Source organism: Massilia brevitalea (assembly GCF_030711405.1).
In the GTDB taxonomy this organism is placed as follows: domain Bacteria; phylum Pseudomonadota; class Gammaproteobacteria; order Burkholderiales; family Burkholderiaceae_D; genus Telluria; species Telluria brevitalea.
In genome coordinates this window covers 1-21,961 of record NZ_JAULSI010000060.1, presented here as the reverse complement: position 1 = coordinate 21,961, position 21,961 = coordinate 1, and the positions used below count along the sequence as shown (strand labels likewise).

The following is a 21,961-nucleotide window of genomic DNA, read 5'->3' as shown; positions in this document are numbered from 1 at the left end:
GCCATGGTCGCGCACGCTGCGCGCGGCGCCGGCGTCAGGGCCGGCGCCGAAGCCGGGCGCATCGTGCGGCCCGGCCGACATGGCGCGGATATCCAGCAGGCGGCTGCTGCCCTCTTCGACGCTGGCCTCGAGGCGGCGCGCCGCCTGGCTGTCGCCCTGGCTCGACAGGGTCCTGGCCAGCATCTGCTTGCTGCGCAGGGTTTCGTGGTCGTCGCTGCCGCGCAGGCGCTCGTGCAGGTTCACCACGTGCTGCTGCAGGCGCCGCGCTTCCTCGAGCTCGCCCTGCTCCGACAGCGTCGAGGCCAGGCGCAACAGGATGCTCAGGGTGTCGGGGTGCTCGGAACCAAGCCGGCGCTCGCGCGCCGTGGCCAGCGACTGCTGCATCTCGCACACCGCGCCCAGGTCGCCCTGGGCGGCGAAGATCTCGGCCAGCGCCTCGCGCGCCTGCAGGGTGGCGGCGGCATCAGGCCCGGCCTGGCGCTCGCGCACCCGCACCACGCCTTCCTGCAGCTTGCGCGCATTGCCGAGGTCGCCCATGTCGCGCAGCAGGGTTGCCAGCTGCTGGGTGCAGCGCAGCGTGTCCTCGTGCTCGGTGCCGAGGATGCGCTGGCGCCCCTCCAGCACGCGCTCGTAGACCATGCGCGCACGCGAATATTCTCCCTGGCGCGCCAGGGTGCGCGCCTGCCCGGCCAGGGCGTCGAGGGTGGCGATGTGGCCCGGGCCGTAGAGCCGCTCGCAGGCCTCGACCACGGATTCGTGCAGCGCCAGCGCGCGCGGGAATTTTTCTACCTGGGACAGGGTGGCGGCGAGGCCGGAGCGTGCTGCCAGGGTCTCGGCATGCTCTTCGCCGGCGCCGAGCACGCAGTGTTCGAGCAGCAGTTCGTACTGGGCGCGGGCGTCGCGCAGCCGGCCCGTCTCGCGCAGCAGCGAGGCCAGCGCCGAGCGGCTGGCGCGGGTGTCGGGGTGGGTGTCGCCGAACAGGCGCTGGCGCAGCGCGGTGCTCTCTTCGAAGCACTCCTGGGCCTGGGCCGTCCGTCCCTGGGCGCGCTGCAGCTCGCCCAGGCCCAGCAGGTCGCGCGCCAGCGGCGCGGCGTTCGGGTCGGGGGCGCTCGGGCCCGGCAGGCCGGCGCCCTTCGCGCCGGCGGCCAGCGCCCTGCGGCTGGCGCCGATGGCCTCGATCAGCGCCAGCTCGGCGCGCGACTGCCAGGGGAAATGCCCGCCCTCCAGCCAGCCCAGCAGGGCCGCCACGCTGCGCGCCGGCGCATGGCAATCGGCATCGCGCCCGGCGCCGGCGGCGAAGGGTTCGCCCGGCGCGCCGGATGTTACCGCGACCACCGAGGCCAGCAGCGGCACCTCGTCGAGGTAGCTGTCGAGCGAAAGCTGGGACAGGCCGTAGCAATTGCGCAGCAATTGTTCGAGCGCCGGCTGGTAACCCTGGATGCCGCGCTGCGGGTCGCCGCGCCGCCACAGGGCGCGCCGTTCGGCGTCGGCGCCTTCGGGAATGCAGGGCAGCGGGTAGACCAGCAGCGGGCGCTGCTCGTCCTCGTGGCTGCAGCGGTATTCGACGGCGCGCGTGACCACGCCGGCCAGGCCTTCGAGGCTGCGCCCGCCCGGCGTGAACAGCCCGACCAGGCGCCCCGGCAGCAGCGTGGTGCAGACGCTGACCGCGGCCGAGCGCCCGCCGCGCGCATCGACCAGCACGTGGCGGAAGTGGCGCGCGAGGTGGGCGGCAAACGTGCGGTACAGGGCCGGGCAGGCGGCGAACAGGCCGTCCCAGTCCATGCGGTCGGCGCGCTCGCCGTAGCTGTCGTCGAAGCGGCCGGCGCGCATCAGGTACAGCGAACGGCTCTGGTCGACCCGTTCGACGTAGGCTTCCCAGTCGATTGCTTCGAGCACCAGGCGCGCCCTTTCCTCGTGATCGAGCTCGGCGCCGGCGCGGCCCAGCGACTGCAGCTGTTCGCGGCAGGCCTCGAAATATTCGAGCAGGCCGGGGCGGGCCGCGTCAGGCCGGGCCACGTCAGGCCGGGCCACGTCAGGCCGGGCCAGGCCGGGCCGAACCGGGCTGTGCCGGATCGCGCCGGGCCGGGCGCAGGGGCCCATACCGGGATACAGGTCGCTGCGCACGCCGGGGTGCGCGTCGGGCCGCATGCCGGGCCGGACCTCGGGCCGCGGATCCTCGAAGCGCTCGTCGCGCGCCGGGAAATAATGGTGCAGGCCGGGCGCCTCGGTATCCCAGTCGATCATCAGCACCGGCACCGTGGCGTTCTGCCCCGCCGCCAATTGCACTGCGGCGTGGGCCAGCGCAACGCTGCGCGCAGCGCCATGCTCGAAGGAGTAGAAGGTGGTGACTTCGCCGGGCCTGGGAATCGGCGGCAGCGTCAGGCGGTTGATTTCCATGTAGCTCCTCATTTTTTCGGGAAAGTGAGATCCGGGATGGCGCGCCACTCGGGTGGGACATCGGGGAGCACGAATTGGTTGCAATCATGACCGGGCGGCGTATGGCGTTTCTGGTACTGGTAATGGGTGGCGATGCGCTTGACCATCTTGTTGATGTCGGGGAGGAAATCGGGATTCGATTTCAGGTCGGCGGTCGCCATGGTGAAATGCGAGAAGTCGACGTAGAAGCTGGACGACGCGATTTGCGGCGGCAGCCGGTCGGGGTGCTGGGTCATGATGACCGGGATGATCAGGTGGCTCGGCAGCGTGTACCAGGTGCTGCGTTCGGCTTCGATGAGGCGCATGGCCGCGTATTCGCGGCGCGTGTAGGCATGCGCCTCGTACTTGGGCGTGTAGATGAGGATCATGCAGACGCTTTCGCACATGGCGCGGGCGATCCTGCCGTCGAGGTCGTCGCCGCCGCCGAGCTGCTCGGTGTCGACGAACAGTTCTTCTTCGTTGTCGAAATACGGTTCGAGATAGCATTGCAGCGCGTCGACCAGCGCGGCCTTGAAATGTTGCATCAAGCCGTGCCGTCCATGGGCGTAACTGAAGAAGCAGCCGTACCGGATTGCCATTCGATTCCCCTGTTCAATACGCCCGCGGCGCGCACGCGCATCCACCACTCTAGCGCCACATACCTCCGTCACTTTGCGTGCGGACAAACGGCCCTGGCGCCAGCACCCGCTCATCCACTAGGGCATAATCGAATGGAATCGCGACCACCAACACAACAACAGGAGATGCAATGAAAGCGATCGTATGCAAGGACTGGGGCCCGCCCGACAGCCTGGAACTGCAGGACCTGCCCGACCTCGTGCCGGAAGCCGGCGAAGTCGTGGTCGATGTGCGCGCGGCCGGGGTCAACTTCCCCGACGTACTCACGGTGCAGGGCAAGTACCAGTACCGCCCCGAACTGCCCTTCACGCCAGGCAACGAGTTTGCCGGCACCGTGCGCGCCGTCGGTGAAGGCGTCAGCCACTTCAAGGCCGGCGACAAGGTGATCGGCTTCGCCCGCAGCGGCGCCTTTGCCGAACAGGTGCGCGCGCCGGCCGACGTGCTGATGCCGATGCCGCCCGATATGGACTTCGACATCGCCGCGGCGATCACCCTCACCTACGGCACCTCGCACCATGCGGTGGTCGACCGCGCGCAACTGAGGGCCGGCGAGACCATGCTGGTGCTGGGCGCGGCCGGCGGCGTCGGCCTCGCGGCCATCGAGATCGGCAAGGCGCTCGGTGCGCGCGTGATTGCGGCGGCCTCCAGCCCGGAAAAGCTGGAAGTGTGCCGCGCGCATGGCGCGGACGTGCTGGTCGACTACAGCAAGGAAGACCTGCGCGAGGCGCTGAAGGCGGCCACTGGCGGCAAGGGTCCGGACGTGATCTACGATCCGGTCGGCGGCCCGTACACCGAGCCGGCCCTGCGTTCGATCGCCTGGCGCGGCCGGCACCTGGTGATCGGCTTTGCGGCGGGTGAGATTCCGAAGCTGCCGTGGAACCTGATGCTGCTGAAAGGCGCGTCGGTGGTGGGCGTGTTCTGGGGCGAGTTTGCGCGCCGCGAACCGAAGGCGAACGTCGCCGCGATGCGCGAGATGCTGGGATGGATGGCCGAGGGCAAGCTCAAGCCGCTGGTGTCGCAGCGCTATGCGCTGGCGGAGACGGCAAAGGCCTTGAACGACATGGCGGACCGCAAGGTGACCGGCAAGGTCGTGATCGTGCCGTAAGCGTAGGGTGGACGGGCTGCCCGTCCACGCGTTCAACCGGCGTATGAAAATCTAGGGTGGGCGCCCCGTGCCCACGCGTAACGTGTGAATGGTGTCGGCATCAAAAGGAGCCAACAATGTTCATGTTTCACGCGTGGGCACAGGAGCGCCCACCCTACGATCAACTCGGCGCTTGCTCCACATCCGGCTTGAAGAACTTGATCACGTCTTCCTGCACCCGCGTGCGCTTGAACGGCGGCAGGCTCTGCCAGATGCGCCGCCCATACGGCTTGCTGATCAAGCGCGGATCGCAAATCATCAAGACCCCACGGTCGTCGACGTCGCGGATCAGGCGCCCGGCGCCCTGCTTCAGCGTGATGATCGCTTCCGGCAGCTGGTGGTGCATGAAGCCGTTCAGCCCCTGCTTTTCCATTACCTCGATGCGCGCCGCCAGCACCGGGTCGTCCGGCGGAGCGAACGGCAGCTTGTCGATGATCACCAGCGACAAGGCCTCGCCGCGCACGTCCACGCCTTCCCAGAAACTCTGGCTGCCGACCAGCACGGCATTCCCGGCATTCCGGAACGAATCGAGCAATTCGGTCCGTCCACGCTCGCCCTGAACGAACAGCGGGAAATCCAGCCCGCGGTCGGCGAACTCGGTACGCAGGCGCTCGGCCACGCGGTTCACGGCGCGGATCGTGGTGCACAGGAAGAAGGTGCGCCCGCCGGCCGCCTCGATCACCGGCAGCGCGTGGTCGACCACGGCATCGGTGTAGCCCATCGAATTCGGTTCCGGCAAGCCGGTCGGCACATACAGCACGCCCTGCTCGCCGTAGTTGAACGGGCTCGGCCAGGTGCGCGCCGGCTCGCCGGTCAGGCCCATCTGGTCGGAAAAATGCTTGAAGTCGTTCTTTACCGCCAGGGTTGCCGAGGTGAAGATCCAGCTGCGCGGGTTGCCTTCGCGCTGGTTCTGGAAGATCGGCGCGATCGACAGTGGAGTCTTGTGCAGCTGCAGCGACGAGTTGAAGGCCTCGACCCAGAGCACGGCTTGCTCGGCCTCCGGCCCCTTGGCTTTCGGGTCGGCCTTCCAGGCATCGTAGGCAGCTTTCAGTTCGACCGCACGCACGCGGCAGGCTTCCAGGGTCTCGGCACGCTGGGCCTGCTCTTCGAGCACGTCGATCAGGCCGTCGAGCTCTTCTTTCAAGCTCACCAGCGCCGGGAAGAAGGCCGAGGTCGGCAAGACCTGCGGCAGCGACAAACGCGTGCTGCCTTCCGGGAAGGTCAGGCGCAAATCGCGCGCGGCCTTTTCGACCACGGTGACGACCTTTGCCCAGTCCGGGCCGCGCGCATGCGCCAGGCCTTCGGCCAGCACGTCGCGGCACAGTTCCAGCACTTGCGAGGTCGAGACCGACTGGCCGAAGAACAGGGTCGCGGTGTCGGGCAGTTGGTGCGCTTCGTCGAAGATGATGGTGTTGGCCGACGGCAGCAGTTCGGCCACGCCGGTGTCCTTCAGCGCCACATCGGCAAAGAACAGGTGGTGGTTGACCACGACCACGTCCGCCTGCTGGGCTTCGCGGCGCGCCTTCATGACGAAGCAGTCCTGGTAGTACTGGCACTCGGCGCCCATGCAGGTGTCGCGCGTGGACGTCACCAGGTTCCAGACGCTGGCGTTTTCCGGCACCTTGGCCAGTTCCGCCTTGTCGCCGGAATTGCTCATCTTGATGAAGCGGGAAATCTCGCGCAGGTGGCCGACGTCGTCGCGCGAGGTCAGGCGCCCGTTCTGCAGCGTGCGCTCCAGGTGGAAATGGCAGAGGTAGTTCGAGCGGCCCTTGAGCAGCGCCACCGACACCGGGGCCCTGAGGGCCTTGCGGATGGTCGGGATATCGCGCAGGAACAATTGGTCCTGCAAGTTCTTGGTCCCGGTGGAGACGATGGTCTTGCCGCCCCACAGCAATGCGGGAACAAGATAGGCGAAGGTCTTGCCGGTGCCGGTGCCGGCCTCGGCCATGAGCACTTGCTGGCCGTCGATGGCGGCGGCGATGGCTTTCGCCATTTCGGTTTGCGCCTGGCGCGGCTTGAAGGTGCCGACGGCGGGCGCGAGCGGGCCGCCGACGCCGAACAGGCGGTCGATTTCTTCGTCGTATTTGCCGGCTGGAGCGGTCGCGTCGGCGCCGTCGGAAGACGACGGCACAACGGACTCGGCAACGCCGGGCACAGGGAGGTGATCGGTCAAAACAGGCTTTTCAAGGAAGTGTAGGCCTCAGGCCGGCACATCCGGCACGAGTTGCATTTTCAGCAAGGTGATATGGTCTTTCAGCTGCAGTTTACGCTTTTTGAGGCGGCGCAATTGTAACTGGTCCGCGTGGCCATCCGCCGTCAGCATCGCGATGACCGCGTCGAGGTCACGGTGTTCAACGTCGAGTTCGATAATGCGGCGCTGGATGTCTTGGACATCGGTCATGATGGTGGTTCCAAACAGGTTTTTCAACAAGGCGGGATGGCGGCGGGACTGCAGACTGGCGTTGCACCGGATGAAGCTTGCAACACGGAGGCTTCTCGGTGCATAGTTTAATCTACAGCGACGTTGCCGCCAACAAAGATTGGCCGTCCAGCCACGGAAAGCATCAAAGTTTATGAATCTCTTCAAGATCGAAGCGGGAACTGCGCAACACATCGGGAACCGCCCGCGGCAGAACGACCGGGTCGCCATCCTCACCGGCGCCCGCGCGCCGGGCTATGCGCTCGCGGTGCTGGCCGACGGCATCAACGGCGTCGGCGGGGCCGAGCAGGTGCTGCACACGGCGCGCCAGGTGTTCGACAATTTCAAGCCGGCCGAGGGTCCGAACCCGGAACGCCTGGCCCAGCTGCTGCGCGACATCGTGCACGAGACCCACATGGTGATCAAGATGAACGCGGTCACCACCGGCGAGGAGGCGCATGCCAGCTTCGTCGGGCTGCTGCTGTCGCCGCATGGCGAAGCGGTGTGGGCGCACGTGGGCGACTCGCGCCTGTACCGGTTCGAGGACGGGCAGTGCGTGCTGCGCACCGGCGATACGGCGTATGTCGAGCACCTGGTGTCCGACCGGCTGCCGCTGGAATCGGCACGCAACCACCGGCGCTCGAAGCTGCTGCTGAATGTGCTGGGGAACAGCCGCAAGGAACCGTTCGTGACGGTTGGCATGCACACGGGGGTGGCGGCCGGGGATCAGTTCTTGCTGTGCACGGATGGCTTGTGGCATTTCTTCACGGATGCCGAGCTGGGCGCGGCCATCGTGCGGGCCACGCCGCGTGAGGCGTCGGAACGGCTGATCAACAAGGCGGCCGAGCGCTCGCAGGGCAAGTGGGGCAATTGCTCGATGGCGATCATCAAGCTCGTAGCGCCGAGCGGAGCCGAATAGGTAGGGTGGGCACTTTGTGGTGCCGGCATTTAGCCGGCCCCACTGCCCACGCGGAAGCCGGCACAGTGTTGGCGCCACAAACGGCATGCCGTTAGCGCCAGTTCCGGACACGCACGGTTAGGACACGCACGAAAAAAGCCGGTGGGCACGAGTGCCCACCCTACGAAAGGCGGCGCCACAAGTAACACGACAGGATCGGGACACGCACGAAAAAAGGGCCAGTAACGTACGTGATCGCTCCCCCGCTTATTGCGCAGGCTTCCCCGCCGCCTTCTCCTGCTCCGCCTTCACACGCTTGGCTTCGCGCTCGGCCTTGCGCTGGGCGACCAGGCGCTGGCGCTCTTCGGACTTGCGCAGCCGCTCTTCATACGCGGCGGCGTTCGCGGCGCGCTTCGGTGCGTTGGCTGCTTCTTTCGCGGCCTCCTGCTCGGCCTTCTGGTTGTGGCGCGCCATGCGGCCGGCGACCGGCGACGGGCGCGGTGGCGGCGCGGCGGTCGGCGCCTTCGGCGCGGCCGGCGGCTGGACGGCGTTGCGCGCTTCCTCTTCGCGGTAGCGGGCGTCGGACTCGGCCATCTGGCGGTCGCGTTCATCGACCTTGAACTTGCGCTTGAAGTGCTCGGCTTCGATCTCGATCGCGCGCTGCACGGCTTCGGCGCTGCGGCGGCGTTCCTTGGCTTCGTCGAGGCAGCTGTTGACGAAGAATTTGTCGTAGCAGATGGCTTCGCGTGCAGCGAAGTTGGCGGCGATGGCGGCGCGTTCGGCGGCCACCGCGGCCAGGCGCTCGTCGGCCTGGGCGATCGAGGTGGTCGGCGAGGATGGCGCCGGCGGCGGCGCCTGGCGCTCGCTGGCGCAGGCCGCCAGCAGGGCCAGGACCAGGGTGGCGGCGGCGCTGCGCAACATGGACTGTGCTTTGTTTGTCATCTTGTTCCCGATGGGTGTGCTGTGTGGTCAGGCGATGGCGTCGGCCGCGCCGCGCCGCTCGGCGAGCATGTACTCGCGCGACTGCATCTCAATGATACGCGAGACCGTGCGGTGGAATTCGTTTGCCAGCATGCCCTGGGTGTACAGCTCCTCCGGCTCGCTGGCCGCCGACATGATGAGCTTGACCTTGTGGTCGTAGAACACGTCGATCAGCCAGGTGAAGCGGCGCGCCTCCGACGACTGGCCGGCCGACATCTTCGGGATCGCCGACAGGATCACGGTGTGGAAGCGGGTGGCCAGCTCCAGGTAATCGTTCTGCGAGCGCGGTCCGCCGCACAAGGTGGCGAAGTCGAACCAGATCACCCCGCCGGCGCGGCGCAGGGCGCGGATCTCGCGGTTCTCGATGTGGACGATGGGGCTTTCGTCGGCGGTGTCGGCAACCTTGGCATAGGCGTCGCGCAGGGCATGGTCCGAGGCGGCGTTCAGCGGCGTGTAGTAGGCCTGCACCTGCTCGAGCGCACGCTTGCGGTAGTCGTTGCCGGCGTCGACGTTCAGGATGTCGAGCTTCTCTTTCAGCAGCGCGATGGTCGGCAGCATGCGGTCGCGGTGCAGGCCGTCCGGGTACAGCGTCGAGGGCTCATAGTTCGAGGTCATCACGAAGCTGACGCCGTTGTTGAACAGCGCGGTCAGCAGGTTGTACAGGATCATCGCGTCGGCGATGTCGGAGACGTGGAATTCGTCGAAGCAGATCAGGCGGTATTTCTTGGCGATGCGCTTGGCGACTTCGTCGAGCGGATTGGCGACGCCTTTCAGCTCATCCAATTGGCCGTGCACGGCGCGCATGAATTCGTGGAAGTGCAGGCGCGTCTTGCGCACCACCGGCACCACCGAATAAAACGAGTCCATCAGGAAGGACTTGCCGCGCCCTACCCCGCCCCACATGTAGACGCCCTTCGGCACCTCGGGGCGGTTGATCAGGCGCTTGAAAGCGGACGACCGCTGGGCCTTGTACTGGACCCAGTCGTCGTACGCCTGCTGGAGACGGTCGACCGCCGCCTGCTGGGCAGGATCGGACGTGAAGCCGCGCTCGGTGAGGGCGTGCTGGTAGTACTCTTGGACGTTCATAAATGCTTGGAGTTAAACGTAGGGTGGGCACTCGTGCCCACGCGGTGGTCGGCATGCGCACCAATCCGCGTGGGCACAAGTGCCCACCCTACAAAGGCGCGCCGTTGATTGCGCGCCCCAGGTTGCTTTAGAAGTTCAGCGAACGCTTGTCGACAGCCAGCGCGGCTTCCTTGACGGCTTCCGACAGCGACGGGTGCGCGTGGCAGATGCGGGCGATGTCTTCCGACGAGGCCTTGAATTCCATCGCGACGACGGCTTCCGAGATCAGTTCCGAAGCAACCGGGCCGACGATGTGCACGCCCAGGATTTCGTCGGTGGTGGCGTCGGCCAGGAATTTCACCATGCCCGAGGTGTCGCCCAGCGCGCGTGCACGGCCGTTGGCCATGAACGGGAAGGTGCCGGCTTTATAGGCCACGCCTTCGGCTTTCAGCTGCTGCTCGGTCTTGCCGACCCACGCGATTTCCGGCGAGGTGTAGATGACCCACGGGATGGTGTTGAAGTTGACGTGACCGTGCTGGCCGGCGATGCGCTCGGCAACCGCGACGCCCTCTTCTTCCGCCTTGTGCGCCAGCATCGGGCCGCGCACGACGTCGCCGACTGCCCACACGCCCGGCAGGCTGGTGCGGCATTCGTCGTCGACGACGACAAAGCCACGCTCGTCCAGCTGCAGGCCGACGGCTTCGCCGTTCAGGCCATTCGTGTTCGGCACGCGGCCGATCGAGATGATCAGGCGATCAAAAGTAGCGGTCTGCTCGGCGCCGGTCGAGTCGGCGTAGGCGACGCTGACGTTGTTCTCGCCCTTGGTGATCGCACCGATCTTGCAGCCCAGGTTGATTTTGAGGCCTTGCTTGGTGAAGAGCTTGTGCGCTTCCTTGGCGATCTGCTCGTCGACGGCGCCGAGGAAGGTCGGCAGACCTTCGAGCACGGTGACGTCGGCGCCGACACGGCGCCAGACCGAACCCATTTCCAGGCCGATGACGCCGGCGCCGATCACGCCAAGTTTCGACGGCACGGCTTCGATGTCCAGAGCGCCTTCGTTCGACAGGATCAGTTTCTCGTCGAATTCCGCGCCCGGCAGCTGGCGTGCGTTGGAACCGGTGGCGACGACGACGTTCTTCGCGGTCAGGGTCGCCGTGGTCGGGCCGCTCACGTTGATGGTGTAGCCTTCGTCAGCCTTGCCGCCGAACGAACCGAGGCCGTGGAAGAACGTCACCTTGTTCTTCTTGAACAGGAACAGGATGCCGTCGTTGTTCTGCTTGACGATGGTGTCCTTGCGCTTGAGCATCTGCGGCAGGTTCAGTTCCAGGCCCGACACGTTGATGCCGTGCTCGGCGAACGCGTGACCAGCGTGCTCGAAGTGTTCCGACGATTGCAGCAGCGCTTTCGACGGGATGCAGCCGACGTTGGTGCAGGTGCCGCCTGGTGCAGGCTTGCCTGCTGCGTTGCTCCATGCATCGATGCAGGCGGTCTTGAAGCCCAGCTGGGCTGCGCGGATGGCGGCGATGTAGCCGCCAGGACCGCCGCCGATGACGACGACGTCGAATTGATTCTCGTTACTCATGAATAGATCCTTATTTATTCTTCTGGGACAAAAATCCACATCAGCAGATAAACCAGCGCCCCGAACCCCGAAGTGATGAGGGCGAACAGCAGGAACACAAGACGCCAGACCCAGGTTTCCAGGCCCAGCACGCCGTTCAGGCCGCCGCACACCCCGCCCAGCCAGCGCTCGCGCCGCGAACGGCGCAGCGCCCGGATCTGGGCTTCGAAGGCATTCGCGCCCGCTTCGAACTGGGCGCCGACGCCGGGACCGGAACTCGCCCTGTCCTTGTGCAGGTTGACCCGCTCGCCGGCCAGGACTTTCGCCTTGGCCTGTTCGAATTCGGCGTCGCTCAGCGCGCCGGCCTGGTGCAGCTCGTGCAGCCGCCGGATTTCATCGGAGATCATGATTGCCCTCACAATGATGCAGGGACAGGCCGCGTGGACCTGCCCCGGGGTTTATCTGCCGACCGTCAATTACAGGTCGAGCAGCAGGCGTGCCGGATCTTCCAGCGCGTCCTTCATGGCGACCAGGCCCAGCACGGCTTCGCGGCCGTCGATGATGCGGTGGTCGTACGACATCGCCAGGTAGTTCATCGGACGGATGACGATCTGGCCGTTTTCGACGACAGCACGGTCCTTGGTCGCGTGCACGCCCAGGATGGCCGACTGCGGCGGGTTGATGATCGGGGTCGACAGCATCGAGCCGAAGGTGCCGCCGTTCGAGATCGAGAAGGTGCCGCCGGACAGGTCGTCCAGGGTCAGCTTGCCTTCCTTGGCTTTCTGGCCGAACTCACCGATTTTCTTTTCGATCTCGGCGATCGACATCTGGTCGGCGTTGCGCAGGATCGGCACCACCAGGCCGCGCGGCGAACCGACGGCGATACCGATGTCGAAGTAGCCGTGGTAGACGATGTCGTTACCATCGACCGATGCGTTGATGATCGGGTACTTCTTCAGTGCGGCAACGGCGGCCTTGACGAAGAAGGACATGAAGCCCAGCTTGACGCCGTGCTCTTTTTCGAACTTGTCCTTGTACTTCGCGCGCAGTTCCATGACCGGGGCCATGTTGACTTCGTTGAAGGTGGTCAGGATCGCGTTGGTCGACTGCGATTGCAGCAGGCGCTCGGCGATACGGGCGCGCAGGCGGCTCATCGGCACGCGCTCTTCCGGACGGTCGCCCAGCTGTGCTGGCGATGGTGCCGACACTTGCTGCAGTGCTGGCTTAGCGGCTGGTGCAGGTGCTGGCGCAGCGGCTGGCTTGTTGGCAACGGCGTTCAGGGCGTCGCCCTTGGTCACGCGGCCGTCGCGGCCCGAGCCGTCGATGCCGGCGGCGTTCATGTTGTTGTCAGCCAGGATCTTGGCGGCGGCCGGCATGGCCACGCCCGCGTGCGATCCGGCCGGCGCTCCGGCGGTCGAAGCGGCTGCCGGGGCAGCGGCAGGTGCCGAGATCGATGCGTTAGGAGCGGCCGAAGGAATCGCTTTCACTTCCAGCGGGCTGGTCTGGGCCGAGGCTTCGGTGTCGATGATGGCGATGACTTCGCCGGCGACGACGGTGGCGCCGTCGGCCTTCAGCAGTTGCACGATCACGCCGGCGCCAGGGGCTGGCAGTTCCAGGACCACCTTGTCGGTTTCGATGTCGATCATGTTCTCGTCGCGCGAGACTGGCTCGCCGACTTTCTTGTGCCACGACAGCAGGGTTGCTTCAGCAACCGATTCCGACAACTGGGGGACCTTGACTTCGATTTGTGCCATGTAAAACTCCGTTTGATTATTCTGTTGTGTATCTCGAAAACGCTAAAAACCGGACGCCTTGCGGCGGCCGGTTTGCGCTTAAACATTTACTTAGTCAGGATAAAGCCCTTGAGCTTCGAGAACGCCGTGTCCAGCAGTTCCTTCTGCTGCGCCACGTGCTTGTCCGAGTAGCCGACAGCCGGAGCCGCCGAGGCCGGACGGCCGGCGTAGGCCAGGCGCTGACCTTCGTCCATGTTTTCGAAGATGTTGTGCTGGATCTGGAACCATGGACCCTGGTTCTGCGGCTCGTCCTGCGCCCACACGATCTCGGTGGCGTTGCTGAACTTCTTGAGTTCGGTAGCAAAGGATTTATGCGGGAACGGGTACATCTGTTCCACACGCACGATCGCCACGTCCGAGACGCCGCGGGTCTTGCGTGCATTCACCAGGTCGTAGTACACCTTGCCCGAGCAGGCGATCACGCGCTTGACCTTCGAGGCTTCGATCTTGTCGTCGCACTCGCCGATCACGGTCTGGAAACCGCCCTTGGCCAGGTCGGTCAGGGCCGAGCCCGCATCCTTGTTACGCAGCAGCGACTTCGGCGTGAAGATCACCAAAGGCTTGCGGAACTGGCGCACCATCTGGCGGCGCAGCAGGTGGAAGATCTGGGCAGCGGTGGTCGGCTGCACGACTTGCATGTTGTTGTCTGCGCACAGTTGCAGGAAGCGCTCGATACGGCCCGACGAGTGTTCCGGACCCTGGCCTTCGTAACCGTGCGGCAGCATCATGACCAGGCCCGAGGCGCGGCCCCACTTCACTTCGCCCGAAGCGATGAACTGGTCGATGACCACTTGCGCGCCGTTGACGAAGTCGCCGAACTGGGCTTCCCAGATGGTCAGGGTGTTCGGTTCGGCGGTCGAGTAACCGTACTCGAAGCCGAGCACCGCTTCTTCCGACAGCACCGAGTCGATGACCGTGAACTGTGCCTGGTTTTCCGACACGTTGGCCAGCGGCAGGTAGATGCCCTGGTCCCAGCGCTCGCGGTTCTGGTCGTGCAGCACGGCGTGACGGTGGACAAAAGTACCGCGCCCTGCATCCTGGCCCGACAGGCGGATCGCGTAGCCCGAGGCCAGCAGCGACGCGAAGCCCAGGTGTTCGCCCATGCCCCAGTCGAGGTTCATCTCGCCGCGGCCCATGGTGGCGCGGTCGGCCAGCACTTTTTCAACCAGCGAGTGTGGCTTGAAGCCCTCTGGAACCTTGGTGATGCGTTCGGCCAGGCGCTTCAGTTCGGTCAGCGGCACGGCGGTATCGGCCGCGTCGGTCCACTTCTTGTTCAGGAACGGCGCCCAGTCGACGGCGTACTGGTTCTTGAAGTTGGTCAGCACCGGATCGACGGTGTGGCGGCCGGCGTCCATCGCGTCGCGGAAAGCGGACACCAGCTTGTCGCCTTCGTCGGCGGCGATGGTGTTTTGCGTGGCCAGCTTCTCGGCGTACAGCTTGCGCGTGCCCGGGTGCTTGGCGATCTTCTTGTACATCAGCGGCTGGGTCAGCGCCGGGGTGTCCTGCTCGTTGTGGCCCAGTTTGCGGTAGCAGATGATGTCGACCACGACGTCCTTGCCGAACTCGACGCGGTAGTCGAGGGCAATTTGAGTAGCAAGAACAACAGCCTCAGGATCGTCTGCATTGACGTGCAGCACCGGCGCTTCGATCATTTTCACGACGTCCGAGCAGTAAAGCGTCGAACGGGCGTCGCGCGGGTCGGAGGTGGTGAAGCCGATCTGGTTGTTGATGACGATGTGGACCGTCCCGCCCGTGCCGTAGCCGCGGGTCTGCGCCAGGTTCAGGGTTTCCATGACCACGCCCTGGCCGGCGAAAGCGGCGTCGCCGTGCACCAGGATCGGCAGCACTTCCTTGCCCTTGCGGTCGCCGCGGCGTTCCATGCGCGCCTTGACCGAACCTTCGACGACCGGGTTCACGATCTCGAGGTGCGATGGATTGAAGGCGAGCGACAGGTGGACCGGGCCGCCCGGGGTCGAGACGTCGCTCGAGAAGCCCTGGTGGTACTTCACGTCGCCCGACGGCAGATCGTCGGCGTGCTTGCCTTCGAATTCTTCGAACAGCTCCGACGGGGCCTTGCCCAGGGTGTTGACCAGCACGTTCAGGCGGCCGCGGTGGGCCATGCCGATGACGATTTCCTGGATGCCCTTTTCACCGGCGCGCTGGATGGTTTCGTCCATCGAGGCGATGAAGGATTCGCCGCCCTCGAGCGAGAAGCGCTTGGCGCCGACGTACTTGGTGTGGAGGTAGCGTTCCAGGCCTTCGGCCGCGGTCAGGCGTTCGAGGATGTGGCGTTTCTTTTCGGCCGAGAAGGTCGGGGTCGAGCGGATCGATTCCAGGCGTTCCTGGATCCAGCGCTTTTCGGTCGGATCGCTGACGTACATGAACTCCGCGCCGATGGAGCGGCAGTAAGTGTCGCGCAGCATGTTCAGCAGGTCGCGCAGGGAAGCCTGTTCGCCGCCGAAATAGGTATTCGAGATGTTGAACTTGGTGTCGAGGTCGGCGTCGGTGAAGCCGTAGAACGATGGGTCGAGTTCAGGGATCGGTGGACGTTCCTGGCGTTGCAGCGGGTCCAGGTTGGCCCAGCGCGAGCCGAGGTAGCGGTAAGCGGCAACCAATTGGGTGGCGGCGACGCGCTTGCGGCCCATTTCCGGGTCGGCTTCGGCGGCGGCGCTCACGGTACGGATCGGGCCCTGCTTGGCGCGTTCCGCAAACGAGGCGATGACGGACGAGTGATCCACGTCCGGGCGGTTGCTACCGTCGACAGCAGGCACGTGCTGCATGTTGTCAAAGTAGGCGCGCCAGTTGTCCGGAACCGAGCCCGGATTGTTCAGGTAGGCCTCGTACAACTCTTCCACGTACGGCGCATTACCGCCGAACAGGTAGGAGTTGGCGTTATATTGTTGCATCATTCTTGCTCACCTTTCTTCGCGCTTCGCGAGTTTGGCGGGTTGGGTTAACCTTCCGCGGCACGGCCTGACCGGTTAGCGGATCGCACTTACAAGACATCAAGTTGTGGGGGAAGGACTGTTGTTGCGGCAGAGATAATAACTTCGCTGACTTGGCACAATAGCGGCAGGTATTGTAACGCAACATCCGGGTGGCATAGGCGCCACCTTTACTTTTTGTGACATGTTGAGCCGGCATCCCTCCCCGCCAGTCTTGTACAAGACTTCCTGCGGGGTGCATGCCTTTTATGTTGACCCCCTAAATGATAATGGTTATCATTTGCGTTGTTCACTCAACAGGAAACTTGCATGTCTGTCCAGAATCCGCCGCGCCCTCCTCACGCACCTGCTGCGCCTTCGGGTGCGCTCCCCGGTGCAAAGCGCGCGCTCTGGCTCAAGCAATTGCACCAGTGGCACTGGATCAGCTCCGCCATCTGCCTGATGGCCATGCTCCTGTTCAGCATTACCGGCTTTACCCTGAACCACGCGGCCCAGATCGAATCCAAGCCCCAGGTTACCCGTCTGTCCGGCACGGTGCCGCCCGCCTTGCTGCCCGAGTTGCAGGCCTACGCCGAACGACACGCCGACGCCGAGGCGCCGGTCCCGGCCAGGCTGGCCGAGTGGGCGAATGGCGCCTTCCCGGTCGACATCCGTGCCCGGAATGCCGAGTGGAGCGAGGAAGACGGCTACGTCGCCCTGCCCCGCCCCGGCGGCGACGCCTGGCTGCGCATCAGTGTCAACGGGGAGGCGGAATACGAAAAGACCGACCGCGGCTGGATTTCGTGGCTGAACGACATGCACAAGGGCCGCAATACCGGCGCCGTGTGGAGCTGGTTCATCGACATCTTTGCCATCGCCTGCATCGTCTTTTGCCTCACCGGTTTCCTGATCCTGAAGTACCACGCGGCCAACCGGCCGTCGACCTGGCCCGTGATCGGCTTCGGCATCGTCTTGCCGATTGTCCTCGCGCTGCTGTTTGTTCATTGATTAAAAGCGTTCATTAATTCACCTACTGATATAAGAAGGCACTGCATGAAACTGTCCCCATCGCTCGCCGCCCTGTCCTTGCCGCTGATTTCCAGCGGCGCGGTGGCTGCCGACCTGTCCGTCAAGTTTGAACTGCCGCAAATGAACGTGGCCGAGTACCACAAGCCGTATGTCGCGATCTGGATCGAGCGCGCCGACCAGTCCGTGGCCTCGACCCTGGCTGTGCTGTACGACGTCAAGAAGAAAGACAATGCGGGCGAAAAGTGGGTCAAGGACATGCGCACCTGGTGGCGCAAGGCCGGCCGCGAAGCGACCTTGCCGATCGACGGCGTCTCCGGCGCCACCCGCGCCGCCGGCAGCCACACCATGACGTTTGGCCCGGCCCGCACCGGCATCGACAAGCTGCCGGCCGGCGACTATAAGCTGGTCATCGAGGCGGCGCGCGAAGCGGGCGGCCGTGAACTGGTGCGCGTGCCCTTCACCCTGCCGGCCAAGGGCAAGGTCGCGGCCAGCGCCAGCGGCAAGGAAGAGCTGGGCGCAGTGTCCATCGACATCAAATAAGAGGAATTCGAACATGCACAACAAGCTGATCAAACACGGCGTTTTCGCCCTCGTGCTGGCCGCAGCCGCCGGCGCCGCCAGCGCCCACCGTCCCTGGATGGTGCCGACCTCGACCATGGTGGAAAGCAAAAACGCCTGGGTCACGGTCGACGGCGCCATCTCCGAAGGCCTGTTCGATGTCGACCACATGCCGCTGCGCATGAACGGCCTGACCGTCACCGCCCCGGACGGCACCACCTCGCCGGCGCCGGAAGCGGTGATGGGCAAGATGCGCACCAGCGTCGACATCCCGCTGCCGCAGGAAGGCACCTACCGCATCGCCCTGGTCAACACCAACGTGATGGGCAGCTACAAGGCCGGCAACGAGGTGAAGCGCTTCCGCGGCAGCGAGGCCGACTTCGCCAAGCAGGTACCGGCCGGCGCGACCGAGGTCAAGAAGACGATCACTGTGCAGCGCATCGAGACCTTTGTCTCGGCAAATAAAACCAGCGATGGCGCCCTGAAGCCGACGAACGTCGGCCTGGAAATGATCCCGCTGTCGAACCCGAACGATTTGCGCAGCGGCGAAACTCTGCGCGTGCGCTTCCTGCTCGACGGCAAGCCGCTGCCGAAGCTGGACTTCAGCATGGTGCCGGGCGGCGTGCGCTACCGCGGCGTGCTGGGCGAAGTGCGCCACACGACCGACGCCAACGGCGAAGCCACGGTCAAGCTGCCGGCCCCGAACATGTACTGGGTGAATGCGGTGTATCCGCCAGCGCCGGCCAAGGGCGCGCCGCCATCGGATGCACCGGAGACCCGCCGTTCGGCCTACACCGGTTCCCTGGAAATCCTCCCGGAGTAATCTCCACCATGCTGCACCGGGCGCCGCCGCGCCCGGTTTTCCTTCCACGAATGCGCCACGTCCTCGTTCCCCTCGACATCAACCCGACCCCGCCTCCCGCCGCCAGCACGCTGTTCGAGGCGGCCGGCGCGACCATGGGCACGAGCTGGTCGGCGCGGCTGATGCTGCCTGCCGGCGTGCGCAGCAAACTCGGCGAACGGATGCAGGCGGAACTCGACGGCATCGTGAACGAGATGAGCCACTGGCTGCCCGATTCCGTACTCGGCCGCTACAACCGCGCGCTGGCTGGCAGCTGGATCGCCATCCCGCCGCGCTTTGCCGAAGTCCTCGACTACGCGCTCGGCGTGTTCGATGCCAGCGGCGGCGCCTACGATCCTTTCGCCGGCGCCCTGGTCAACCTGTGGGGCTTCGGCCCCGAGCGGCGCTACGACCAGGCCGGCTTTTATGCACCGGCCGTGGACGCCGTGCAGGACGTGCTGGCCCGGCGCGCCGCGCTCCATCCCGTCTTCGACCGCGCGGGCCAACGCCTGCTGCAGCCGGGCGGTGCCCTGCTCGACTTGTCGTCGGTCGCAAAAGGCTATGCCGTCGACCGCCTGGCGTTTTGCCTGGAACAGCACGGCGTGCGCCATTACGTGGTCGAGATCGGCGGCGAGCTGCGCGGCGCCGGCACCAAACCCGACGGCCAGCCCTGGTGGGTGACGCTGGAAGGCGTGCCAGGCGCGGACAGCGTGGAAACCGTTGCCGCCCTGCACGGCCTGGCGGTGGCCACCTCGGGCGACTACCGGCGCTATTTCGAACATGGCCTGCAGCGCGCTTCGCACACGCTCGATCCGCGCAGCGGCTACCCGATCGCCAACGACGTTGCTTCGGCCACCGTGCTTGCTGCCACCTGCATGGCGGCCGACGCCCTCTCCACCACCATCACCGTACTCGGCGCCGAGGCCGGCCTCGCCTTTGCCGAAGCACGCGGCCTGGCCGCGCGCCTGCTGCTGCGCCGCGACCATGGACTGGAAGAAGTCACCACCAGCGCTTATCGCGCCATGCTGCAATGATGACCATCGATCCGATGCGCTGGGGCAGCGCCCTGGCCCTGCTGGCTGCCTACGGCGGCCTGTGCGCCACCTTGCTGCGCCGCCCGAAAGCCGTGCCCGCTCCCGCGCCTGAAGAAGGCGACTGGCTGGTGGTCTACGCCAGCCAGACCGGCAATGCCGAATACCTGGCCCAGCAGACTGCCGCCACCCTGAGCACAGGCGGCCTGCAGGCGCGCGCCGTGTGCATGTCCTCGCTCGACCCGGCGGCGCTCACCGGCGCCACGCGCGCCCTGTTCATCGCCAGCACTTACGGCGAAGGCGACGCTCCCGATTCCGCCGCGCGCTTTGCCGGCGTGACCATGGGCAGCGAGCCGGACCTGTCGCAACTGCACTACGGCGTGCTGGCCCTGGGCGACAGCAGCTACACGAACTACTGCGGCTTCGGCCGGTCGCTGGACGCCTGGCTGCATGCGCGCGGCGCCACGCCGCTGTTCGAACGCATCGAGGTCGACCGCGCTAATGGCGAAGCCATCGCCAACTGGCAGCACCAACTCAGCCACCTGGCCGGCACCAGCGACGCGCCGGACTGGGAAGCGCCGGCCTACGGTCAGTGGCGCATCCTGGAACGCAGTCTGCTCAACGCGGGAAGCGCCGGCGCCCCCTTGTACCGCATCGCCCTGGCCCCGCGCGACGGCGTGCTGCCCGATTGGGAAGCCGGCGACCTGGTGCAGGTGTGCGCCCCAAGCGATCCCGAGCTGCCGCGCGAATACTCGATCGCCTCGATCCCGCGCGAGGGCAAGCTGGAACTGCTGGTGCGCCTCCAATTCCATGAAGACGGCAGCGCCGGCGCCGCATCGGGCTGGCTCTGCCGGGATGCCATGTTCGACGACACGATCGCCCTGCGCGTGCGTACCCACGCGCGCTTCCGCCTCGGCGAGAACGCGGCGCGCCCGCTGATTTTGATCGGCAACGGCACCGGCCTGGCTGGCCTGCGCGCCCACCTGAAGGCGCGTATCGACGCGGGTGCGTTCGACAACTGGCTGGTGTTCGGCGAACGCAATGCCGCGCACGATTTCCTGTGCCGCGATGAACTGCAGGGCTGGGTTGACGGCGGCCAGTTGGCGCGACTGGATCTCGCCTTCTCGCGCGACAGCGAAGGCCCGCGCTATGTGCAGCATGCCCTGGCCGAACAAGGCGTCGTACTGCGCGAGTGGATGTCGCGCGGCGCCGCCATCTACGTCTGCGGCAGCCTGCAAGGGATGGCGACGGGTGTGCATGAGGCGCTCGCGAGTGCCTTAAGTACGGAAGTATTGGACGAGCTCGCCGCCGAGGGACGCTACCGCCGTGATGTGTATTAGTAGATAACTACCGAATAAAAATCATTCCGGACTCATTGCAGAGGCCCAGCTCGATACGATTTAGGTTCGGGCACCTTGCCCTGCAGTTGGTCTGCATGAATCAGCGTCGGCGCCACGAAAATGAGTTTGCGTTGCGCATTGCCGGCACCACAGGCTTGCATCCTGAAGTGCCCACGCCGCCAGTGCGGCGCCACGCCGCATACCGTTTTGCCTGCCGCAGCGGCTGAAGGCAAAGCTTCCGGGCCAACGATGATGCCGTTGTACCGACCTGCGGCCCTCTGCAACAGCTTGGCACGCTTGCGTTCGCCAAGCCCGGCAGCGCGGCGTATCGCCTCATCGTAGTCGCGGTGCGGCAGCATGCGCGGCTGCTTTAAGGCCATGTAGAGAAAGATACGCACGACGTAGCTGACTGCCGCATGCGTCGATCGATGCAGCTCACTCCCAGTTTCACCTGTGAAAGAGGCCAGCACCCTGTCCAGCCACTCGCCAACCGTTACGTGTCCCCGGTCGGTCTCACCGAGCAGCGCAACATGGCCGCCATAGCATCCCGCGCGTTTGGTAATGAAGATGAGTTCCAGCGTCCAGCAGTACTCCCCTGGCTCATTTAACAAGGGGTACCGGGTCAGGAAACAGAATACCCCGTCGAAGACGTGGTCAGGCGATTGCGGGTTCGGCACTTTCAGGTATTGCGTGGCTGTCTCGCCGAAGCGCAGGTATTGGGCGCGATACGGCGGCGCCACCATGCTCATCGGCAAACCGAGATCCACGTCCGAGTTCATCAGCAGCGTTTCCAGCGCCGGCGTGCCTTCGATCACCGTGCCTTGGCCCAGATGATACTTGAGGTTCATGCTGACCGCGAACGCAAGCCGTAGGCGCTCCTCGGCGTCCAATTGCCCGAAGATAGTGGATGAGGAAGCCATGCATTCCAGCTGGCGCAGCACTTCCCGCCTGATTTCCCAGCACGGCGTGGCGGGACTTTGCCAGCAACGCCAGAGTCCGGTGTTTTCGAGCGTGCCAGTCCAGGCTTCGATCGCTCCTTGCTCTCGAAACTGTATTGGATAGGGACGGCCAAACAACCGCGTTACGTGACTGCTCACCAGGGCTGGCCCAATATTCACCATGCCGTCCACTGTCATTGGCTGCCTGCCAGCCTCGCTTATGCCACACGTTTGTCCACGTCGTTTCGAGTTTCGCGGCATCGCCATACGCCTCCAGGAAAGCTGTCAGGAAAACTTTAGAGATGGCACAGGGAAACGTATTGATGCCAATCAAATTCTGTTTGGCAGCGTCGGGGTAACGTGGCCGCTGATATTTTCATATGCG

The 21,961-nt window shown here is 65.5% G+C and carries 19 protein-coding genes; 8 read left to right on the top strand and 11 right to left on the bottom strand.

Translation table 11 applies throughout. The features are described 5' to 3' along the window. Positions 1-2,397 (bottom strand): tetratricopeptide repeat protein (locus QWL29_RS24375; protein ID WP_305825440.1); only part of this gene is annotated, 2,397 nt, incomplete at its 3' end. Between the two features lie 8 nt (positions 2,398-2,405). After that, complete coding sequence (locus QWL29_RS24370) at positions 2,406-3,014, bottom strand: toll/interleukin-1 receptor domain-containing protein (protein WP_305825439.1); 609 nt, start codon at positions 3,012-3,014, stop codon at positions 2,406-2,408. A 170-nt stretch (positions 3,015-3,184) separates the two neighbouring features. Here QWL29_RS24370 and QWL29_RS24365 point away from each other — a divergent pair, with 170 nt between their 5' ends. Next, the gene (locus QWL29_RS24365; RefSeq protein WP_305825438.1) at positions 3,185-4,159 is read left to right on the top strand and encodes an NADPH:quinone oxidoreductase family protein; all 975 of its coding nucleotides are present in this window, start codon (positions 3,185-3,187) and stop codon (positions 4,157-4,159) included. A gap of 160 nt (positions 4,160-4,319) precedes the next feature. Here the strand turns inward: QWL29_RS24365 and yoaA are convergent, their stop codons facing one another. Together yoaA and QWL29_RS24355 are read right to left on the bottom strand one after the other, a co-directional pair. Next, positions 4,320-6,329, bottom strand: a complete 2,010-nt coding sequence (gene yoaA, locus QWL29_RS24360) for a DNA repair helicase YoaA (RefSeq protein WP_305825437.1) — start codon at positions 6,327-6,329, stop codon at positions 4,320-4,322. Between the two features lie 69 nt (positions 6,330-6,398). Then, positions 6,399-6,599: a YdcH family protein gene (locus QWL29_RS24355; protein ID WP_056333185.1), complete on the bottom strand. Its 201-nt coding sequence runs from the start codon at positions 6,597-6,599 to the stop codon at positions 6,399-6,401. 172 nt (positions 6,600-6,771) lie between these two features. Here QWL29_RS24355 and QWL29_RS24350 point away from each other — a divergent pair, with 172 nt between their 5' ends. Next, positions 6,772-7,536, top strand: coding sequence for a PP2C family protein-serine/threonine phosphatase (locus tag QWL29_RS24350; RefSeq protein ID WP_305825436.1), 765 nt, complete (start codon positions 6,772-6,774; stop codon positions 7,534-7,536). A gap of 246 nt (positions 7,537-7,782) precedes the next feature. On the opposite strand, the gene QWL29_RS24345 is transcribed toward QWL29_RS24350, so the two are convergent. The 6 genes from QWL29_RS24345 to QWL29_RS24320 form a co-directional block, all read right to left on the bottom strand. After that, positions 7,783-8,457 (bottom strand): hypothetical protein, encoded by a 675-nt coding sequence (locus QWL29_RS24345; RefSeq protein WP_305825435.1) that lies wholly within the window; start codon positions 8,455-8,457, stop codon positions 7,783-7,785. Positions 8,458-8,484: 27 nt separating this feature from the next. Beyond that, positions 8,485-9,582: a cell division protein ZapE gene (gene zapE / locus QWL29_RS24340; protein ID WP_305825434.1), complete on the bottom strand. Its 1,098-nt coding sequence runs from the start codon at positions 9,580-9,582 to the stop codon at positions 8,485-8,487. 127 nt (positions 9,583-9,709) lie between these two features. Further along, the gene (gene lpdA, locus QWL29_RS24335; protein WP_305825433.1) at positions 9,710-11,143 is read right to left on the bottom strand and encodes a dihydrolipoyl dehydrogenase; all 1,434 of its coding nucleotides are present in this window, start codon (positions 11,141-11,143) and stop codon (positions 9,710-9,712) included. 14 nt (positions 11,144-11,157) lie between these two features. After that, positions 11,158-11,529 (bottom strand): PspC domain-containing protein, encoded by a 372-nt coding sequence (locus tag QWL29_RS24330; protein ID WP_308636122.1) that lies wholly within the window; start codon positions 11,527-11,529, stop codon positions 11,158-11,160. A 69-nt stretch (positions 11,530-11,598) separates the two neighbouring features. Beyond that, positions 11,599-12,876 carry a 2-oxoglutarate dehydrogenase complex dihydrolipoyllysine-residue succinyltransferase gene (gene odhB, locus QWL29_RS24325; RefSeq protein ID WP_305825432.1) on the bottom strand — a complete coding sequence of 426 codons (1,278 nt, stop codon included), beginning with the start codon at positions 12,874-12,876 and terminating at the stop codon, positions 11,599-11,601. 86 nt (positions 12,877-12,962) lie between these two features. Beyond that, complete coding sequence (locus QWL29_RS24320; protein ID WP_305825431.1) at positions 12,963-15,824, bottom strand: 2-oxoglutarate dehydrogenase E1 component; 2,862 nt, start codon at positions 15,822-15,824, stop codon at positions 12,963-12,965. 345 nt (positions 15,825-16,169) lie between these two features. Between QWL29_RS24320 and QWL29_RS24315 the strand changes: the two genes are divergently transcribed. From QWL29_RS24315 to QWL29_RS24295, 5 genes are read left to right on the top strand one after another with little or no spacing between them, the layout of a single operon-like run. Next, positions 16,170-16,847 carry a PepSY-associated TM helix domain-containing protein gene (locus tag QWL29_RS24315; RefSeq protein WP_305825430.1) on the top strand — a complete coding sequence of 226 codons (678 nt, stop codon included), beginning with the start codon at positions 16,170-16,172 and terminating at the stop codon, positions 16,845-16,847. Positions 16,848-16,892: 45 nt separating this feature from the next. After that, positions 16,893-17,408, top strand: a complete 516-nt coding sequence (locus QWL29_RS24310) for a DUF2271 domain-containing protein (RefSeq protein ID WP_305825429.1) — start codon at positions 16,893-16,895, stop codon at positions 17,406-17,408. Positions 17,409-17,421: 13 nt separating this feature from the next. Continuing rightward, positions 17,422-18,249: a DUF4198 domain-containing protein gene (locus QWL29_RS24305; RefSeq protein ID WP_305825428.1), complete on the top strand. Its 828-nt coding sequence runs from the start codon at positions 17,422-17,424 to the stop codon at positions 18,247-18,249. Between the two features lie 50 nt (positions 18,250-18,299). Further along, positions 18,300-19,301, top strand: a complete 1,002-nt coding sequence (locus QWL29_RS24300; RefSeq protein WP_305825427.1) for an FAD:protein FMN transferase — start codon at positions 18,300-18,302, stop codon at positions 19,299-19,301. Further along, on the top strand, positions 19,298-20,638 hold the full coding sequence (locus QWL29_RS24295; protein WP_305825426.1) for a sulfite reductase subunit alpha: 1,341 nt from the start codon (positions 19,298-19,300) through the stop codon (positions 20,636-20,638). Before QWL29_RS24300 ends, QWL29_RS24295 begins: the two co-directional genes overlap by 4 nt. 32 nt (positions 20,639-20,670) lie before the next feature. Here the strand turns inward: QWL29_RS24295 and QWL29_RS24290 are convergent, their stop codons facing one another. After that, positions 20,671-21,774 (bottom strand): AcrVA2 family anti-CRISPR protein, encoded by a 1,104-nt coding sequence (locus QWL29_RS24290; protein WP_305825425.1) that lies wholly within the window; start codon positions 21,772-21,774, stop codon positions 20,671-20,673. On the opposite strand from QWL29_RS24290, the gene QWL29_RS24285 reads away from it, so the two are divergent. After that, a partial coding sequence (locus tag QWL29_RS24285; protein ID WP_305825424.1) for a hypothetical protein occupies positions 21,758-21,961 on the top strand: 204 nt, incomplete at its 3' end. The genes QWL29_RS24290 and QWL29_RS24285 overlap by 17 nt on opposite strands.

What these genes read in the sequence shown, in the direction of transcription:
- QWL29_RS24315 (WP_305825430.1), top strand. Translation starts at nt 16,170, where the DNA reads ATGTCTGTCCAGAATCCGCCGCGCCCTCCTCACGCACCTGCTGCGCCT.
- QWL29_RS24295 (WP_305825426.1), top strand. Translation starts at nt 19,298, where the DNA reads ATGATGACCATCGATCCGATGCGCTGGGGCAGCGCCCTGGCCCTGCTG.
- QWL29_RS24305 (WP_305825428.1), top strand. Translation starts at nt 17,422, where the DNA reads ATGCACAACAAGCTGATCAAACACGGCGTTTTCGCCCTCGTGCTGGCC.
- QWL29_RS24350 (WP_305825436.1), top strand. Translation starts at nt 6,772, where the DNA reads ATGAATCTCTTCAAGATCGAAGCGGGAACTGCGCAACACATCGGGAAC.
- QWL29_RS24330 (WP_308636122.1), bottom strand. Translation starts at nt 11,529, where the DNA reads ATGATCTCCGATGAAATCCGGCGGCTGCACGAGCTGCACCAGGCCGGC.
- QWL29_RS24300 (WP_305825427.1), top strand. Translation starts at nt 18,300, where the DNA reads ATGCGCCACGTCCTCGTTCCCCTCGACATCAACCCGACCCCGCCTCCC.
- QWL29_RS24290 (WP_305825425.1), bottom strand. Translation starts at nt 21,774, where the DNA reads ATGACAGTGGACGGCATGGTGAATATTGGGCCAGCCCTGGTGAGCAGT.
- QWL29_RS24370 (WP_305825439.1), bottom strand. Translation starts at nt 3,014, where the DNA reads ATGGCAATCCGGTACGGCTGCTTCTTCAGTTACGCCCATGGACGGCAC.
- QWL29_RS24345 (WP_305825435.1), bottom strand. Translation starts at nt 8,457, where the DNA reads ATGACAAACAAAGCACAGTCCATGTTGCGCAGCGCCGCCGCCACCCTG.
- odhB (WP_305825432.1), bottom strand. Translation starts at nt 12,876, where the DNA reads ATGGCACAAATCGAAGTCAAGGTCCCCCAGTTGTCGGAATCGGTTGCT.
- QWL29_RS24355 (WP_056333185.1), bottom strand. Translation starts at nt 6,599, where the DNA reads ATGACCGATGTCCAAGACATCCAGCGCCGCATTATCGAACTCGACGTT.
- QWL29_RS24310 (WP_305825429.1), top strand. Translation starts at nt 16,893, where the DNA reads ATGAAACTGTCCCCATCGCTCGCCGCCCTGTCCTTGCCGCTGATTTCC.
- QWL29_RS24365 (WP_305825438.1), top strand. Translation starts at nt 3,185, where the DNA reads ATGAAAGCGATCGTATGCAAGGACTGGGGCCCGCCCGACAGCCTGGAA.
- QWL29_RS24320 (WP_305825431.1), bottom strand. Translation starts at nt 15,824, where the DNA reads ATGATGCAACAATATAACGCCAACTCCTACCTGTTCGGCGGTAATGCG.
- lpdA (WP_305825433.1), bottom strand. Translation starts at nt 11,143, where the DNA reads ATGAGTAACGAGAATCAATTCGACGTCGTCGTCATCGGCGGCGGTCCT.
- zapE (WP_305825434.1), bottom strand. Translation starts at nt 9,582, where the DNA reads ATGAACGTCCAAGAGTACTACCAGCACGCCCTCACCGAGCGCGGCTTC.